We start from the raw sequence: 14467 nt of genomic DNA on the forward strand, positions 1-14467 counted from the left end.
CTCCAGCAGCCCCATCAGACAAGGAAGGAGGCGCGACCATGTCGCGGTTTGCCGGTTTCCCGCCCGAGACCTTCGAATTTCTCACCGAACTGTCGCAGCATAACCGCCGCAGCTGGTTCGAGGCCAATCGCGACCGCTATGAGCGGGACTGGAAGGACCCCGCGCTTGCCTTCATCGCGGCGCTGGGGCCGGGAATGGCGGCGATGGACCCGGCCATGAAGGCCGAGGCGAAGCTGAACGCCTCGCTCCGCCGGATCAACCGCGACACGCGCTTTTCGGCCGACAAGGCGCCCTATGAGCCGTGGCTGCACCTGATCTTCTGGCCGGGGGAGCGGGCGAACAAGGGCGCGGGCTTTCACTTCGTCCTGCGCGGCGACGGGATCGGCTATGGCGCCGGGCGCTATGCCTTCGACGGGCCGTCGCTGACCCGCTACCGCGAAAAGGTGCAGGACCCGAAGGCGCGCCAGCAGTTGCTGGACGCGATCGAGGACGCCCGCGCGCTGGGTTGCTATCTGGATGAGCCGCATCTGAAGACCCTGCCGAAGGGCATCAAGGCAGACCCGGAATGGGATTTCCTCCTGCGCTACAAGGGCCTTGTCCTGCGCACGATGGACAGCCAGTTCATGCCCGCCTGGATCGCGGGGCCAGAGGCGGTGGAGGAAGTGCTGGAACGCTGCCGCAAGCTGATGCCGCTGGTCGCCTGGCTGCACGACCTGTAAGGCGCCCGGCCCAAGGGGCTTGCGCCGCCGCCAATTCCGTCCTATACGCGCGCCACTTCACAGGCGAGGCTTGGGCTTTCGCGGGGAGACATCCCGCAAGGTCCGCCGGTTGCCCCTTTCGGGGGGTGAGGGCTTCGCCGAGGCGCAAACCGGAAAGGAAATGGACATGGCGCTTCCCGATTTCTCCATGCGTCAGCTCTTGGAAGCTGGCGTTCACTACGGTCACCAGACGCAGCGCTGGAACCCGCGGATGGCCGAATACATCTACGGCGACCGCAACGGCATTCACATCATCGACCTGACGCAGACCGTCCCGATGCTGGACGCCGCGCTGAACGTGATCCGCGAAACGGTGGCCAAGGGCGGCCGCATCCTTTTCGTCGGCACCAAGCGGCAGGCGCAAAAGCCGGTGGCCGAGGCCGCCGAGAAATGCGCGCAATACTACATGAACCACCGCTGGCTTGGCGGCACGCTGACCAACTGGAAGACCGTGTCCCAGTCGATCGCGCGTCTCAAGCAGATCGACGAGGTCATGGCATCCGGCGCGGAAGGCCTGACCAAGAAAGAGCGTCTGGGCATGGAGCGTGAGCAGGCGAAACTTCAGGCCTCGCTTGGCGGTATCCGCGAGATGGGCGGCCTGCCGGACCTTCTGTTCATCATCGACGTGAACAAGGAAGACCTCGCCATCCTCGAAGCGCAGAAGCTGGGCATCCCGGTCGTGGCCGTGGTCGACACCAACTGCTCGCCCAAGGGTGTGGATTACATCATCCCCGGCAACGACGACGCCGCCCGCGCCATCGCGCTTTACTGCGACCTCGTCAGCCGTGCCGCGCTTGACGGCATGTCCGCCCAGATGGGCGCGGCCGGCATCGACCTTGGCGCGCTGGAAGCGGCACCCGAGGAAGAGACCGTCGCCGAGGGCGCCGAGGCCTGATCGGGGCAGGGGGCCGCACAGGCCCCTGTCACGCGACAGTCATCAGGCGGGGATATGCCCCGCCTGACCCATTTCGAAGTTGAAGGAGAGCCAGACATGGCGATCACCGCACAGATGGTGAAGGAACTGCGCGAAGCGACCGGCGCAGGCATGATGGATGCGAAAAAAGCGCTGACCGAGGTCGATGGCGACATGGAAGCCGCCGTTGACTGGCTGCGCACCAAGGGCCTTGCCAAGGCCGCCAAGAAGGCCGACCGCGTCGCGGCCGAGGGCCTGATCGGCGTTGCCGTCAATGACGGCCGTGGCGTCGCGATCGAGATCAACTCGGAAACCGACTTCGTCGCCAAGAACGCCGATTTCCAGGACATGGTCCGCGACATCACCAATGTCGCCCTTCAGACGGGCGAGGATCTTGAGGTCCTGAAAGCCACGCATCTGAACGGCAAGCCGGTGGAACAGGTTCTGACCGACGCCATCGCGCGCATCGGCGAAAACATGACCCTGCGCCGGATGCACGTTCTGGAAGGCGACACGGTCGTGTCCTATGTCCACTCCGCCGCGGCCGAAGGCATGGGCAAGATCGGCGTTCTCGTCGCCGTGAAGGGTCCGAAGGACAAAGCGCAAGAGATCGGCAAGCAGTTCGCGATGCACATCGCCGCGACCTCGCCGCTGGCGCTGTCGGAGGCGCAGCTTGACCCGGCCGTGTTGGAGCGTGAGCTTCAGGTCCAGACCCAGAAGGCGCTGGAAGAAAACGCCACCTCGGCCAAGCCGAAGCCGGATCAGGTGATCCACAACAACATCATCCCCGGCCGGATGAAGAAATTCCTGTCCGAGAACACGCTTCTTGGCCAGCAATTCGTCATCAACCCGGACCTGACCGTCGAACAGGCGGCCAAGGACGCGGGCGTCGAGATCACCGGCTATGCCCGCGTGATGGTCGGCGAAGGCATCGAGAAGAAGGAAGAGGATTTCGCCGCCGAGGTCGCCAAGACCCGCGGCGCTTAAGCCCTTCGGACATGCAGGAAACGGCCGGGCCAACGCGCCCGGCCGTTTTCATTTCAGAACAGCTGCAAATCCTTCTTGCCGCTCTGGATTTCGGCGAAGTTGGGCATGTTCTGAACCACTACGGGCGCCATCGCGGCCCCCGGCATCGCCACCGTCGGCTTCGCCGCCAGCGCCATGCCGAAGGCCGGTCGATCAAGCTCCCCCCGGATATCACGGAGCAGCGTCTTGTGATCCGGCATCGCCTTGAGGATCTGCGCAAGGTCGGCCTTCGCGTTCTTGCAGAACTGAAACCAGATCGGCTTCTTCAGCGGCCGGATCCGGTCGCGGATACCGGCGCCAAAGCCTGTATCGTAAACCTGCTTGCCCAGAAGAACCGCCTGATAGACGCGATGGCTGAAGAGCGTAGCGGACTCGATGTCGCGTTCGACCGGCAGCCGGTGCTGCCAAAGCTCAAGGTTCTCGGCCAGGCGATCGGGGATCTTCATCTCTGTCCGCGCGTCGATCCAGTACGGGTCGTCGGTGCGGTTGTTCAGGCGATAATGCAGGCAGATGAAATCCAGCACCTCATTGTAAAGCCGGTCCATCTCGCGATTGTATCTTGTCCGCAGCGACGGCTCGATCGCGCGCGTCGGCAGGTTCTCGGCCAGCCAGCGCACCGAATAGTCGATCATGTGGATCGCGGTGCTTTCCAGCGGCTCGATGAACCCGCCAGAGAGACCGATCGCCACACAGTTCTTGACCCAGCCGTTGCGCATCCGCCCGATCCGCATCGGAATGATACGCGGCGTCGCGCCCTTGCCGCTGTCGCCCAGCCAGTCGAGATATTCCGCCGCCGCCTGATCGTCCGTCCGGTGGGCAGAGGAATAGACATAGCCGGTGCCAACCCGGTTATAGAGCGGCACCCGCCACGTCCAGCCCGCGCCAAGCGCGGTGGAACGCGTCAGGCTTTCGATCCTGTCCGGGTCGGGATGTTCGATCTGCAAGGCCATGGCCCGGTCGTTGGGCAGATAGGCCGAATAATCCAGAAACGGCTCGCCAAGCGCCTGATTGATGATAAGCCCGCGAAACCCGGTGCAATCCACGACCATCTCGACGTCATGGCGCCCCGCGCGTTCAAGCATCAGGTGGCCGACATTGCCCTCTTCATCCAGCTCGACCGATTGCACCTCATCGCGGATATGTTCCACCCCGCGCTTGGTGCAGAACTTCGCAAGCATGCCCGCGAATTTCACCGCGTCCAGATGGTAGGCATAGCCGAAGCGCTGCTGAAACTCCGGCTCCCCCAGCGGCCGCGCGCCCTTGCAGTGACGGGCCAGATCGTCATGCGGGGTGATGGACTGGGTGAAATCCATGTCGCCATTGCCGAAGCGCAGGAAATACTCGGCCGCATCCACCCCTTCCAGCATCTGGCCATAGGCAAAGGGGTTCACATAGTCGATGCGATTGCCCTGCGCATCCGTGTTCCAGTTGCAGAACTTCACCCCGAGCTTGAATGAGGCGTTGGTCTCACGGAAGAAATCCCGCTCGGAAATCCCGGCAAGGCGCAGCCTGCGCGGCATTTCCGGCACCGTCGCCTCGCCCACGCCCACGGTGGCGATATTCGGGCTTTCGATCAGGCAGATACGCGGGCGATCCTTGGGCGACGAGGTGTGCGAAAACTCGGTTTCAAGGATCAAGGCGGTCATCCAACCCGCCGTCCCACCACCAACGATGGTGATCTTACGCAAACGATTATTCATGTGCTTCCGTCCCTGGTTTTTGCTTTTTTTTGGTTTTTTGGGGCGCGGTATAGCAGCTTTGCGCCCTTCGCATAAGGGATATGATGCAAAAGCATGGCTGGGCGCCCGCGCCGGGCGCCAACCGGATCGCCGGTCCTGGGCGCGTCGCAGGGGGCAAACGACGGAAAGCGGCGTGCGCCGACCAAAGCACACACCGCTCCCGTAATGCGCGCCGCACCTGTTGGGGATGAGGACAGGGCGCGTCTGGTGCCGCGCCTGCCAGGTGTGAAATGCACCCGACAGGCCCGGCGTCCGGTTTCCCGGAGCTTCCCGTTCCCCCGCAAATTGCGGGCTGGTCCGGGTCGCTTGTTCCTGGCCAATGCCACCACTCACGGAACAGGGGTGAGAGTGCCTGTTTACCCAGCGTAAGGGAAGTACGAGAATCCTTACCTCGACAGGCCGAATCTACCCTCGCGGGAGCCCGGCCGCTTCACGGCGCGACTCAGTTCGCCTCGATAAAGATCTGATTCTGATAGGAAGCCTTCAGGACCGCCTGCGCCGTCGTGTCCACGTCCAGCGCCTCGCGCGCAAGGCGCAGATGCTTTTCCACCGTCGCCGGGGTCAGCCCCATGATCGTGGCGATGTCCTGCATGGTCTTGCCGTCGCCCACCCATTCCAGCGCCTCGCGCTGACGCGGCGTCAGCGCCCGGCGGGATGAGGCGAAGGGCATCGAGGTCAGCTTCAGATGGACAAGGTTGTTGGCCACCGTGATCTCCCGCCCGTGTTCGGCCCAGACCTCCTCTACCGCGTCCTGGGTCACATCGCGGCGGGCGCAAAGGCCGATCGCCCCCTTGGCACGCACCGACATATCACGAAAACTGATCGAATAGCCGGCCGTCACGCCGAATTTCTGGTTCAATTCCACGACCTTACGCTCCGTCTGCGTCAGGTCGCCCATTGCCACCACCTGTTGAAGCAACCGCCATGAGGCCGGCCCTTCATTCTCCAACGCCCAACGGACCATCGGCGCGTGGTTGTAAAGGCCCGACCGGACGAAGGCGTCGATATAGGCCTCATCATGGTTCGACAGCATCAAGAGGTCTTCGGCGCTGCCGAACTGCGTCTGGGCGGTGCGGAACCGGGTGAAGCCGTAAAGCAGCCGGTCGAACCCGTATTCTGCCATCTTGGCCAGATGAAGCGCCCAGATCTCCTGGATCGTCTTCGCCTCAAGGACACGTTCCATATGTGGAATGAGCGGGCTGATTTCCGTCATAGAAGCCGCCTTCAATCAATACTTGCCTGAGGGGTACCAGAACACCACCCGTCGCCGCACCGACACGGGCTCATCAGCCGAAAAAAACTGTGCCGGATGGCAAAGTTGACATCGCGCATCATAAAGAATCCCCATAGTTATTTGCCACGCCCAGACTCATCTGTCGAGAGAGTGGGGCGTTCGCAGGCGGAAGGGGGCCGGAATGGCAAGCTGGGACGTGGTGATAATCGGCGGCGCGGTGACCGGCGCTTCGGCGGCGTGGTGGCTGATGGGGGCGGTGCCGGGACTGCGGGTTCTGGTGGTGGAAAAGGACCCGACCTATGCCCGCGCGGCAACCGCGCTGTCGGTCGCCTCGGTCCGGCAGCAGTTTTCAAACCCCGTGAACGTGGAAATCTCACGCTTCGGCATCGACGTCATCCGCAACTTCGGCGACTTCATCGGGCCAGAGGGCGGCGTGCCGTCGCTGGGCCTGAAGGAGAATGGCTATCTCTTCCTGACCGGGACGGAGGCGGGCAGGGCGGTGATGGAGGAGATCGCCGCCATGCAGCGCGGCCTTGGCGCCGCGACCGAGGTTCTCGACCGCGACGCGCTTGCCCGGCGCTTCCCCTGGATGACCCTCGACGATGTCGTCGCGGGCAGCTTCGGCCCCCGCGATGAGGGCTGGTTCGACAATATGGGCCTTCTGAACGGCTTTCGCGCCGCCGCCATCGCCCGTGGGGCGGTCTTTACCGCCGATGAGGTGGTGGGCCTGGACCGCGAAGGTGACCGGATCACCGGCGTCACGCTCGCCTCCGGCGCGACCCATGCGGCGGGGCAGGTGCTTTGCACCGCCGGGACCGGCAGCACCCGCATCGCCGCCATGGCGGGCATCGACCTGCCGGTCGAGACGCGTAAGCGCACCGTCTTCCTGATCGACAGCCCGAACGCCCGCCACCCCGACGCGCCGCTGATCGTCGATCATTCAGGCATCTACCTCAGGCCCGAACATCACGGCTGGATCACCGCCACGGTCCCCGATGAGGACGGCCCCTGCGACCCCGACGACTGGGAACCCGACCACGCCCAGTTCGAGGAGCTGATCTGGGAACGGCTCTACAACCGCGCCGAGGGCTTCGATGCCGTCAAGGTGCAGCGCTTCTGGACCGGGCATTACGATTACAACCGGCTTGACCAGAACGCGATCATCGGGCTGTGGCCGGGCTACGCGAATTTCTTCGTCGCCGCCGGGTTTTCCGGCCACGGGCTGCAACAGGCCCCGGCGGTCGGGCGCGGGCTGTCGGAACTTATGCTGAGCGGGGGATACAGCACCATCGACCTTTCGCCCCTGTCCCCCGACCGGGTGCTGAGCGGGACGCCGTTTCTGGAACGCGCGGTGGTCTGACGCGGCACGCCCTCAAAGCCCGTTCACCGGCACCTTCAGATAGGTCTTGCCCTGATCGTCCTTGGGCGGCATCTGGCCCGCGCGCATGTTGACCTGAAGCGAGGGGATAATCAGCTTCGGCATCCCCAGCGTCTTGTCGCGCGCCTCGCGCATCGTCACGAACTCCGCAGCACTCCGCCCGCCGCCGATATGGACGTTCTTCGCCCGTTCCTCGGCCACGGTGGTTTCCCAGACGAACGTGTCGCGCCCCTCGGGCTTGTAGTCATGGCCAACGAAGATCCGCGTCGCGTCCGGCAGCGACAGGATCTTCTGGATCGAGGCATATAGCATCTCCGCCGACCCGCCGGGAAAGTCGCAGCGCGCGGTGCCGAAATCGGGCATGAAAAGCGTATCGCCGACGAAAGCCGCGTCCCCGATGACATAGGTCAGGCAGGCGGGTGTGTGGCCCGGCGTGTGCAGGACCCGGCCACTGAGCGCACCAATCTCGAACGTATCCCCCTCGCGGAACAGGCGGTCGAACTGGCTGCCGTCGCGCTGAAACTCCGTCCCCTCGTTGAAGATCTTGCCGAACGTGTCCTGCACCACGGTGATCTTCTCGCCAATGCCGATCTTGCCGCCGATACGCGCCTGTATATAGGGCGCGGCGGACAGGTGATCGGCATGGACATGGGTTTCAAGGATCCAGACCGGGTCAAGCCCCTCGGCCCGCACATGGTCGATCACCCGGTCGGCGGAACGGGTATCGGTCCGGCCCGAGGCATAGTCGAAATCCAGCACGGAATCGATGATCGCGCAGGCCCGGCTTTCCGGGTCGCGGACGACATAGGTGACGGTGTTCGTCGCCTCGTCGAAGATCCCGTGGACCAGCGGTTTGACATCTGACGGCATGGCGTTTCTCCCCGATCGTCCTTTGCGAGAATATGGGGGCAGGGGGACGCATATCAATGCGTGAATGTGACCGCCCCGACCTTTCGCCTCAGGCCGCCTTCCACTTGATCGAACAGCCCATGGAAGCGACCTGATCCCGCGGCCCCCGGCCGGTCTCCGCGACCTGCTTCATGCCCTCGTAAAGCTCCCGCCGCACGTCGGGTGCCGCGGCCTGACGGCCCGACGCATCAAGCCGCCCGCGATACTGCAAGCCGCCCGCGGCGTTGAAGCCGAAGAAATCCGGTGTGCAGGCGGCGCCATAGGCCTGTGCGACCGCCTGGGTTTCGTCATAGAGGTAGGGGAAGCTGAACCCGTGCTTCGCCGCCTCAAGCTTCATGTTGTCGAAACTGTCGGCGGGGTATTCGGCGGCATCATTGGCCGAAATCGCCGCGACCCCGATGCCGAGGTCCTGCAACGCCTTCGCATCGCGCACCATCCGGTCCATCACCGCCTGAACGTAGGGGCAGTGGTTGCAGATGAACATGACAAGCGTGCCGTTCGGCCCGGCGATGTCCTTCAGCGACCAGTCGCGCCCGTCAGTCCCCGGCAGGGTGAAATCCGGCGCGGGCCAGTCGAAATCGCAGACGGGGGGAGAGACAGCCATGGAAAGTCCTTTGAAATCCTAGAGTTCGGCGGTGAACCTGTAGGCGCCATCGGCCCTCTCGACCCGGCCCGCACCGCCATCCGGCAGATGATAGCCGATCATCGGCATCTGCGAAACCGCAAGCCTGTCGAGAAGCGCCTGCCGCGTGGCGATGCCCGTCTCAGGATCCTGATCGGCGCCCGCAATCAGACCGGGCGCGGCGAAGGCAACATGGCCGTTGCCGATGGCATCGCCAACGATCATGCAGGCGGCATTGCCCTGACGAATCTCAAAGGCCATGTGGCCGGGCGTGTGGCCAAAGCTTGCATGGGCGTGGATGCCGGGAAGGATTTCCGTTTCGGCGCTGAAGGTTAGAAGCCTGTCCTCAAGCACCTGAAGCCGCCGCAGCGCCCCGGCGGCAAAGACCTTGCGGCCCTCGTCCAGCGTCTCGGCGGCGGCAGGGTCGATCCAGAAATCGAACTCCGCCTTGCCCATCATGTGCTGCGCATTGGCGAAAAGCGGCTCATCGAAATCATCCAGAACCCCCCAAAGATGGTCCGGGTGGGCATGGGTGAAGACGACATGGGTGATGTCCTCGGGCGTCACGCCAAGCGCATCGAGCGCGGCGGACAGCTTGCCCGCCGTCGGCATGAAATCCGGTCCCGCGCCAACGTCGAACAGCACCGTATGGGTCCCGTCGCGCAAGAGCGTGACGTTGCACGGCGCCTCAACCTGCGGTGTGGTGATACCGAAACCCGTCAGGATTTCAGTGGCTTGCGGATCGGGACTGACGAACGACGCGGGCAGGACAAGATGCCCGTCCGACAGCGTGTCGATCTCTGCGGCGCCAAGCGTCATCGTGGTCGCCGCGAAGGACATGCGGGGCAGGGCGGCCATGGCCCCCGTGGCGGCGGCCGCGCCCAGAAGGCGGCGTCTGGTGATCTTCATGGTCCCTCCCCGGATCAGATATTCGCGATACCGAATATGTATCCGTATCGCCGCCGGGGCAAGCCTTCGTTAGAGCGCCGCCTCCGCAGCCGCCCGAAGCGCCGCGATATTGGCGCCGTAGACCTCGGGTTTTTGCACCGAACCGCCGGAAAAGACCGCCGACCCAGCCACCAGGACATCCGCACCAGCCGCCGCGACCAGCGGTGCGGTTTCGGTCGTGACGCCGCCATCGACCTGGATATGGATCGGCCGATCGCCAATCATCTTGCGCAAGGAACGGACTTTATCCACTTGATTATGAATGAATTTCTGCCCGCCAAAGCCCGGATTGACCGACATCACCAGCACCATGTCGAGCATGTCCAGCAGATACTCGACCGCCGATAGCGGCGTGCCGGGATTCAGCGAGACACCGGCTTTCTTGCCCGTCGCCTTGATCGCCTGCACGGTGCGGTGAATATGCGGGCCGGCCTCGACATGCGCGGTGATGATATCGGCGCCAGCCTCGGCAAAGGCCTCGATATAGGGATCGACCGGCGCGATCATCAGATGCACGTCCATGACGGTTTTCACATGCGGCCGAAAGGCTTTGACCGCAGGGGCGCCGAAGGTCAGGTTCGGCACGAAATGGCCGTCCATGACGTCGATATGAACCCAGTCGGCGCCTTGCGCCTCGATCGCGCGAATCTCCTCGCCGAAATTGGCGAAGTCGGCGGAAAGGATCGACGGCGCGATCTTGATGCGGCGATCGAAGGACATGGGCGCAGCTCCGGTCAGAGGGGGTTGGCGCTCCATAGCGCTTTTCGTGCCGGGGGGTCCAGAAGCGATCTGTCCGGGGGGCTTTCGGGGGTTCCGGCAAGCGGATGTATTACATAATTCTGCTTATCGGATAAACGCGCACCCGACGACCAACCACCCTCACGTCAGGCTCGTCACCCACAGGATCGTCGCATCCTCGGCGCTGACGGAGATCACATTATGCCCCATCGTCGCGTCGTAATAGGCGCTGTCGCCGCGCTTTAGGTCCACCGGCTCGTAGAACTCGGTATAAAGGCGGACCACGCCGGTCAGCACCATCAGGAATTCCTCGCCGTCATGGCGCACCCAGCCGCCGAATTCCTCAAGGCTGCGGGCGCGGATGCGGGCCGTGTAAGGCAGCATCTTCTTCGCGGACAGCGCACCGGCCAGAAGCCGGTGTTCGTAGGTCGCGGTCGCCTGCGCCTGCCCCTCATCCGCCATCGTCACCGCCATCCGGCCCGAGGCCTGGGCGCGCGCGGGCGGCGTGAAAAGCTGCGGGACAGAGATCTTCAGCCCCTCGGCCAGCTTCTTCAGCGCCTCATAGGTCGGCGACATCTGGCCATTCTCGATCTTCGAAAGCGTCGAACGCGCCAGCCCCGCCTGCACCGCCGCCTGTTCCAGCGTCCAGCCGCGCGCCTTGCGCAGGCCGCGCACCCGCTGGCCAAGGTCGATGGGTTCGACACGCTCGGTCGCGCCGCCCTCACGGGCGATGCGGATCAGTCCGGCAGGGTCGATATCGCTCATCTGTTCATTCCCGATGGGGTCGTTGTGCAATAGCGCCAAAGCGTCATGGCTTGCAACGCCCCGGCGGGGCGCGTAGCCAAGACGCATGCTTTCCGTCATCGACACCGGCGCGCCCGCGCCCTGCCCCGCGCCCTTCAACCTTGCCGCCTATGTGCTGGCTGCAGGTCAGGCGACGCCCGAACGCATCGCGCTTCAGATCCTGCGCCCCGGCGGCGCGGAACGGTGGAGCTATGGGCGCCTGACCGAGGCGGTTCTGGGTGTTGCGGGCGGTCTGCTGGACCGGGGTCTGAAGCCCGGCGACCGGCTGATGCTGCGCCTTGGCAACGGGGTCAGCTTTCCGCTGGCCTTTCTGGGCGCCATCGCCGCCGGGATCGTCCCGGTGCCGACGCCCGCGGGCCTGACGGCGGCCGAGGTCGCGCGCGTCGCCGCCGTGATCCGCCCGGCGATGATCGTCGCGGGGCCGGGCATCGCCATCCCCGACCCCGCGCCCTGCCCCGTGCTGACCGAGGCGGAGCTGCGCGGCTTCGAAGGCGGCCCCGCCCCCGACTGGGCCATGGGCGATCCCGACCGGCTGGCCTATGTCGTCATGACCTCTGGCACCTCTGGCACGCCGCGTGCCGTCGCCCATGCCCATCGCGCGGTCTGGGCGCGGCGGATGATGCATGACGGGTGGGAAGGTCTGGGTCCAACGGATCGCCTGTTCCATGCGGGCGCGCTGAACTGGACCTATACGCTGGGGACCGGGCTTCTGGACCCGTGGTCGGTCGGCGCCACCGCGATGGTGATGCAGGACGGCACCGACATTGCCCAGATCCCGCTTCTGTTGAAGCGCTTCGATGTGACGATTTTCGCCGCCGTTCCGGGCGTTTATCGCAAAGTCCTCAGCGATCACGCGAAGATTTCCCTGCCCCATCTGCGCCATGCCCTTTCAGCCGGGGAGAAACTGCCCCCCGCGCTGCGTGCCGCCTGGCGCGCCGCGACCGGGACCGACATGCACGAGGCGCTTGGCATGTCGGAATGTTCCACCTTCATCTCCTCCGCGCCTGCCCGCCCTGCCGCCGATGGCGCCACCGGCTATGCCCAGCCCGGCCGCCATGTCGCGGTTCTGGATGAGGGCGCAAGCCCCGTCCCGCGCGGTGAAACCGGGGTGCTGTCGATCCGCACCGACGATCCGGGCCTGTTCCTCGGCTATCTCGACGGCGAAACGATCGACGCGCCGCAGGGCGATTGGTTCCGTACTGGCGACATTGTGATGATGGATGAGGATGGCGCGCTGCACAGCCTTGGCCGCAGCGACGACATGATCAATGCGGGCGGTTTCCGCGTTTCCCCGGCCGAGATCGAGGCCGCGATGAACGCCCATCCCGACGTCACCGCCTGCGCCGCCATCGCGCTGCCGGTCAGGCAGGACGTGGAGGTCATCGCGCTTGCCTATACCGGCGGCGCGACGGAGGGGGCGCTTCAGGCCCATGCCGAAACCCGCCTTGCACCCTACAAACGCCCGCGCCTCTACCTGCACCGAGACGCCCTGCCGACCACCGCGAACGGCAAGATCAACCGCCGCGCTCTGCGTGAGGAATGGAAGGCAAGCCAATGATAAAGATTGATATAATCTCCGACGTCGTCTGCCCCTGGTGCTATGTCGGCAAGGCTTATCTCGACCGCGCGCTTGAGGCGCGGCCAGATCATCCCTTCGCCATCGAATGGCACCCGTTTCAGCTGAACCCGGACATGCCCGCGGGTGGCATGGCCCGGCAGGACTACCTTGAACTGAAATTCGGCGGCCGCGAGGGGGCGGTGCGCGCCTATGCGCCGCTGGTCGATCACGCCGCGGCGGCAGGCGTGGCGCTGAACCACGACCTGATCCGCACCACGCCAAATTCGCTCGACGCGCATCGCCTGATCCACTGGGCGGGGCTCGAGGGGCGGCAGACCCCTGTCGTCTCCGCCCTTTTCCGCGCCTACTGGAGCGAAGGCCGCGACATCGGCGACACGGACGTTCTGGCCGACATCGCCGGTCAGGCCGGGCTTGACCGCGCGATGACCCTGCGCCTCCTGTCTAGCGACGCCGACCGTGAGGATATTCGCGCCCGCGACGCCCATGCCCGCGCGCGCGGCGTCAGCGGTGTGCCGACCTTCATCATCGCCGAACGTCACGCCGTCCAGGGGGCGCAGCCGGTCGAAACGTGGTTGAAGATCATCGGCGAACTCATTGAAAAAGCAAAAGACATCGACGATGAATAGCCCTTCGTCGCCCGCCCGCCTGTCGCCGGTGGAGTTCACGGGCATGCTCGCGCTTCTCTTCGCGACGCTGGCCTTTTCCATCGACGCGATGCTGCCCGCACTGCCGGAAATCGGGGCGGAGCTGTCGCCCGACGCCCTGAACCGCGCGCAGCTGGTCTTGTCGGCCTTCGTGCTGGGCATGGGCGTTGGCACCTTCTTCGTCGGCCCGATTTCCGACGCCATCGGGCGCAAGGTTACCATCGCGGGTGGCTTCGCGCTTTACATCGCGGCCTCCGTCACCGCGCATTACGCGGGCAGCCTTGAACTGCTGCTGGCCGCGCGGGTCATCCAGGGCATCGGCGCCTCTGCCCCCCGTGTCGCGGGCGTTGCCATGCTGCGCGACCTTTATGCGGGGCGCGAGATGGCGCGGATCATGTCCTTCGTGATGATGATCTTCATGGTCGTCCCGGCGCTGGCGCCGCTGGTCGGGCAGACCATCATCCTCTTCTTCGACTGGCGCGCGATCTTTCTTGTCTATATCGGCTTTGCGCTGATCGCCTTTGGCTGGCTCTGGCTGCGCCAGCCCGAGACTCTGACCCCGGACCGCCGCCGCGCGCTGACCCCAGCGAACCTCATCAGCGCCTTCCGCGAGGTTGTCGGGAACCGTGAGGTCAAACTATATACCGCAGCAATGACATTGGGTTACGGGCAGATGTTCGCACTTCTGTCCTCGATCCAGCAGGTCTTTGACCAGACCTATGACCGGGCGCAAAGCTTCCCCCTGTGGTTCGCGGGCATCGCCGCGATTTCCGCCACCGGGTCCTTCATCAACTCCGCCTTCGTGATGCGCCTGGGGATGCGGCGGATCGTGATCCTAGCCTATATCGGCGCCTCTGCACTGTCGCTTGTCGCGCTCGCGCTCAGCCTGGCCGGTGTCCTCGGGTTTCCGGCCTTCTTTGTCTGGGCGACCTCGGTCTTCTTCATCGCGGGGCTGACTTTCGGCAACCTGAACGCGCTCGCGGTGCAGAAGATGGGCCATATCGCGGGGATGGCGACCTCGATCGTCACGGCGATCTCCACCATGCTGGCAACGCTGATCGCGGGGCCGGTGGGGCTTCTCTTCGACGGCACGGCGGGGCCCGCGATCCTGACGGCGGTGATCTGTTCGATCCTTGCGCTGGTCCTTATGACGCGGTCGGAAAGGTTCTGACGCC

At 64.8% G+C, this 14467-nt stretch carries 14 protein-coding genes; 7 read left to right on the forward strand and 7 right to left on the reverse strand.

From position 1 onward, the window contains the following. Nucleotides 1-38 precede the first annotated feature (38 nt). The 3 genes from LX70_RS01520 (at nucleotide 39) to tsf (ending at nucleotide 2658) form a co-directional block, all read left to right on the forward strand. The gene (locus LX70_RS01520; RefSeq protein ID WP_105512768.1) at nucleotides 39-719 is read left to right on the forward strand and encodes a DUF2461 domain-containing protein; all 681 of its coding nucleotides are present in this window, start codon (nucleotides 39-41) and stop codon (nucleotides 717-719) included. 160 nt (nucleotides 720-879) lie between these two features. Further along, on the forward strand, nucleotides 880-1653 hold the full coding sequence (gene rpsB / locus LX70_RS01525) for a 30S ribosomal protein S2 (RefSeq protein WP_105513545.1): 774 nt from the start codon (nucleotides 880-882) through the stop codon (nucleotides 1651-1653). A 96-nt stretch (nucleotides 1654-1749) separates the two neighbouring features. Further along, nucleotides 1750-2658 (forward strand): translation elongation factor Ts, encoded by a 909-nt coding sequence (tsf, locus tag LX70_RS01530; RefSeq protein WP_105512769.1) that lies wholly within the window; start codon nucleotides 1750-1752, stop codon nucleotides 2656-2658. A gap of 53 nt (nucleotides 2659-2711) precedes the next feature. On the opposite strand, the gene LX70_RS01535 is transcribed toward tsf, so the two are convergent. Together LX70_RS01535 and LX70_RS01540 are read right to left on the reverse strand one after the other, a co-directional pair. Further along, nucleotides 2712-4397, reverse strand: coding sequence for a tryptophan halogenase family protein (locus tag LX70_RS01535; protein ID WP_105512770.1), 1686 nt, complete (start codon nucleotides 4395-4397; stop codon nucleotides 2712-2714). Nucleotides 4398-4878: 481 nt separating this feature from the next. Beyond that, nucleotides 4879-5649: a helix-turn-helix transcriptional regulator gene (locus LX70_RS01540; protein WP_105512771.1), complete on the reverse strand. Its 771-nt coding sequence runs from the start codon at nucleotides 5647-5649 to the stop codon at nucleotides 4879-4881. A 202-nt stretch (nucleotides 5650-5851) separates the two neighbouring features. Here LX70_RS01540 and LX70_RS01545 point away from each other — a divergent pair, with 202 nt between their 5' ends. Beyond that, complete coding sequence (locus LX70_RS01545; RefSeq protein WP_105512772.1) at nucleotides 5852-7030, forward strand: NAD(P)/FAD-dependent oxidoreductase; 1179 nt, start codon at nucleotides 5852-5854, stop codon at nucleotides 7028-7030. Between the two features lie 12 nt (nucleotides 7031-7042). On the opposite strand, the gene LX70_RS01550 is transcribed toward LX70_RS01545, so the two are convergent. The 5 genes from LX70_RS01550 to LX70_RS01570 all read right to left on the reverse strand — a co-directional run bounded on the left by LX70_RS01550 (nucleotide 7043) and on the right by LX70_RS01570 (nucleotide 11030). Further along, on the reverse strand, nucleotides 7043-7918 hold the full coding sequence (locus LX70_RS01550; RefSeq protein WP_105512773.1) for an MBL fold metallo-hydrolase: 876 nt from the start codon (nucleotides 7916-7918) through the stop codon (nucleotides 7043-7045). 88 nt (nucleotides 7919-8006) lie between these two features. Beyond that, nucleotides 8007-8561, reverse strand: a complete 555-nt coding sequence (locus tag LX70_RS01555; protein ID WP_105512774.1) for a thioredoxin family protein — start codon at nucleotides 8559-8561, stop codon at nucleotides 8007-8009. Between the two features lie 18 nt (nucleotides 8562-8579). Further along, a complete protein-coding gene (locus LX70_RS01560; RefSeq protein WP_105512775.1) occupies nucleotides 8580-9488 on the reverse strand; it encodes an MBL fold metallo-hydrolase in 909 nt (302 codons plus the stop codon). A gap of 69 nt (nucleotides 9489-9557) precedes the next feature. After that, nucleotides 9558-10247: a ribulose-phosphate 3-epimerase gene (rpe, locus tag LX70_RS01565; protein ID WP_105512776.1), complete on the reverse strand. Its 690-nt coding sequence runs from the start codon at nucleotides 10245-10247 to the stop codon at nucleotides 9558-9560. 159 nt (nucleotides 10248-10406) lie between these two features. Beyond that, nucleotides 10407-11030 carry a helix-turn-helix domain-containing protein gene (locus tag LX70_RS01570; RefSeq protein ID WP_105513546.1) on the reverse strand — a complete coding sequence of 208 codons (624 nt, stop codon included), beginning with the start codon at nucleotides 11028-11030 and terminating at the stop codon, nucleotides 10407-10409. A gap of 85 nt (nucleotides 11031-11115) precedes the next feature. Here LX70_RS01570 and LX70_RS01575 point away from each other — a divergent pair, with 85 nt between their 5' ends. The 3 genes from LX70_RS01575 to LX70_RS01585 are packed head-to-tail and all read left to right on the forward strand — an operon-like array spanning nucleotide 11116 to nucleotide 14463. Then, nucleotides 11116-12627: a class I adenylate-forming enzyme family protein gene (locus LX70_RS01575; protein WP_105512777.1), complete on the forward strand. Its 1512-nt coding sequence runs from the start codon at nucleotides 11116-11118 to the stop codon at nucleotides 12625-12627. Continuing rightward, on the forward strand, nucleotides 12624-13274 hold the full coding sequence (locus tag LX70_RS01580) for a DsbA family oxidoreductase (RefSeq protein WP_105512778.1): 651 nt from the start codon (nucleotides 12624-12626) through the stop codon (nucleotides 13272-13274). The genes LX70_RS01575 and LX70_RS01580 overlap by 4 nt, the downstream gene beginning before the upstream one ends. After that, the gene (locus LX70_RS01585) at nucleotides 13267-14463 is read left to right on the forward strand and encodes a multidrug effflux MFS transporter (protein ID WP_170076092.1); all 1197 of its coding nucleotides are present in this window, start codon (nucleotides 13267-13269) and stop codon (nucleotides 14461-14463) included. Before LX70_RS01580 ends, LX70_RS01585 begins: the two co-directional genes overlap by 8 nt. Nucleotides 14464-14467: the final 4 nt, after the last annotated feature.

It is taken from the genome of Albidovulum denitrificans (assembly GCF_002973535.1).
GTDB classification, from domain to species: Bacteria; Pseudomonadota; Alphaproteobacteria; order Rhodobacterales; family Rhodobacteraceae; genus Albidovulum; species Albidovulum denitrificans.

Coding starts and splice junctions, on each gene's coding strand:
- LX70_RS01520 (WP_105512768.1), top strand. CDS start 39: ATGTCGCGGTTTGCCGGTTTCCCGCCCGAGACCTTCGAATTTCTCACC.
- LX70_RS01555 (WP_105512774.1), bottom strand. CDS start 8,561: ATGGCTGTCTCTCCCCCCGTCTGCGATTTCGACTGGCCCGCGCCGGAT.
- LX70_RS01575 (WP_105512777.1), top strand. CDS start 11,116: ATGCTTTCCGTCATCGACACCGGCGCGCCCGCGCCCTGCCCCGCGCCC.
- rpe (WP_105512776.1), bottom strand. CDS start 10,247: ATGTCCTTCGATCGCCGCATCAAGATCGCGCCGTCGATCCTTTCCGCC.
- LX70_RS01535 (WP_105512770.1), bottom strand. CDS start 4,397: ATGAATAATCGTTTGCGTAAGATCACCATCGTTGGTGGTGGGACGGCG.
- LX70_RS01560 (WP_105512775.1), bottom strand. CDS start 9,488: ATGAAGATCACCAGACGCCGCCTTCTGGGCGCGGCCGCCGCCACGGGG.
- rpsB (WP_105513545.1), top strand. CDS start 880: ATGGACATGGCGCTTCCCGATTTCTCCATGCGTCAGCTCTTGGAAGCT.
- LX70_RS01540 (WP_105512771.1), bottom strand. CDS start 5,649: ATGACGGAAATCAGCCCGCTCATTCCACATATGGAACGTGTCCTTGAG.
- LX70_RS01570 (WP_105513546.1), bottom strand. CDS start 11,030: ATGAGCGATATCGACCCTGCCGGACTGATCCGCATCGCCCGTGAGGGC.
- LX70_RS01580 (WP_105512778.1), top strand. CDS start 12,624: ATGATAAAGATTGATATAATCTCCGACGTCGTCTGCCCCTGGTGCTAT.
- LX70_RS01585 (WP_170076092.1), top strand. CDS start 13,267: ATGAATAGCCCTTCGTCGCCCGCCCGCCTGTCGCCGGTGGAGTTCACG.
- tsf (WP_105512769.1), top strand. CDS start 1,750: ATGGCGATCACCGCACAGATGGTGAAGGAACTGCGCGAAGCGACCGGC.
- LX70_RS01550 (WP_105512773.1), bottom strand. CDS start 7,918: ATGCCGTCAGATGTCAAACCGCTGGTCCACGGGATCTTCGACGAGGCG.
- LX70_RS01545 (WP_105512772.1), top strand. CDS start 5,852: ATGGCAAGCTGGGACGTGGTGATAATCGGCGGCGCGGTGACCGGCGCT.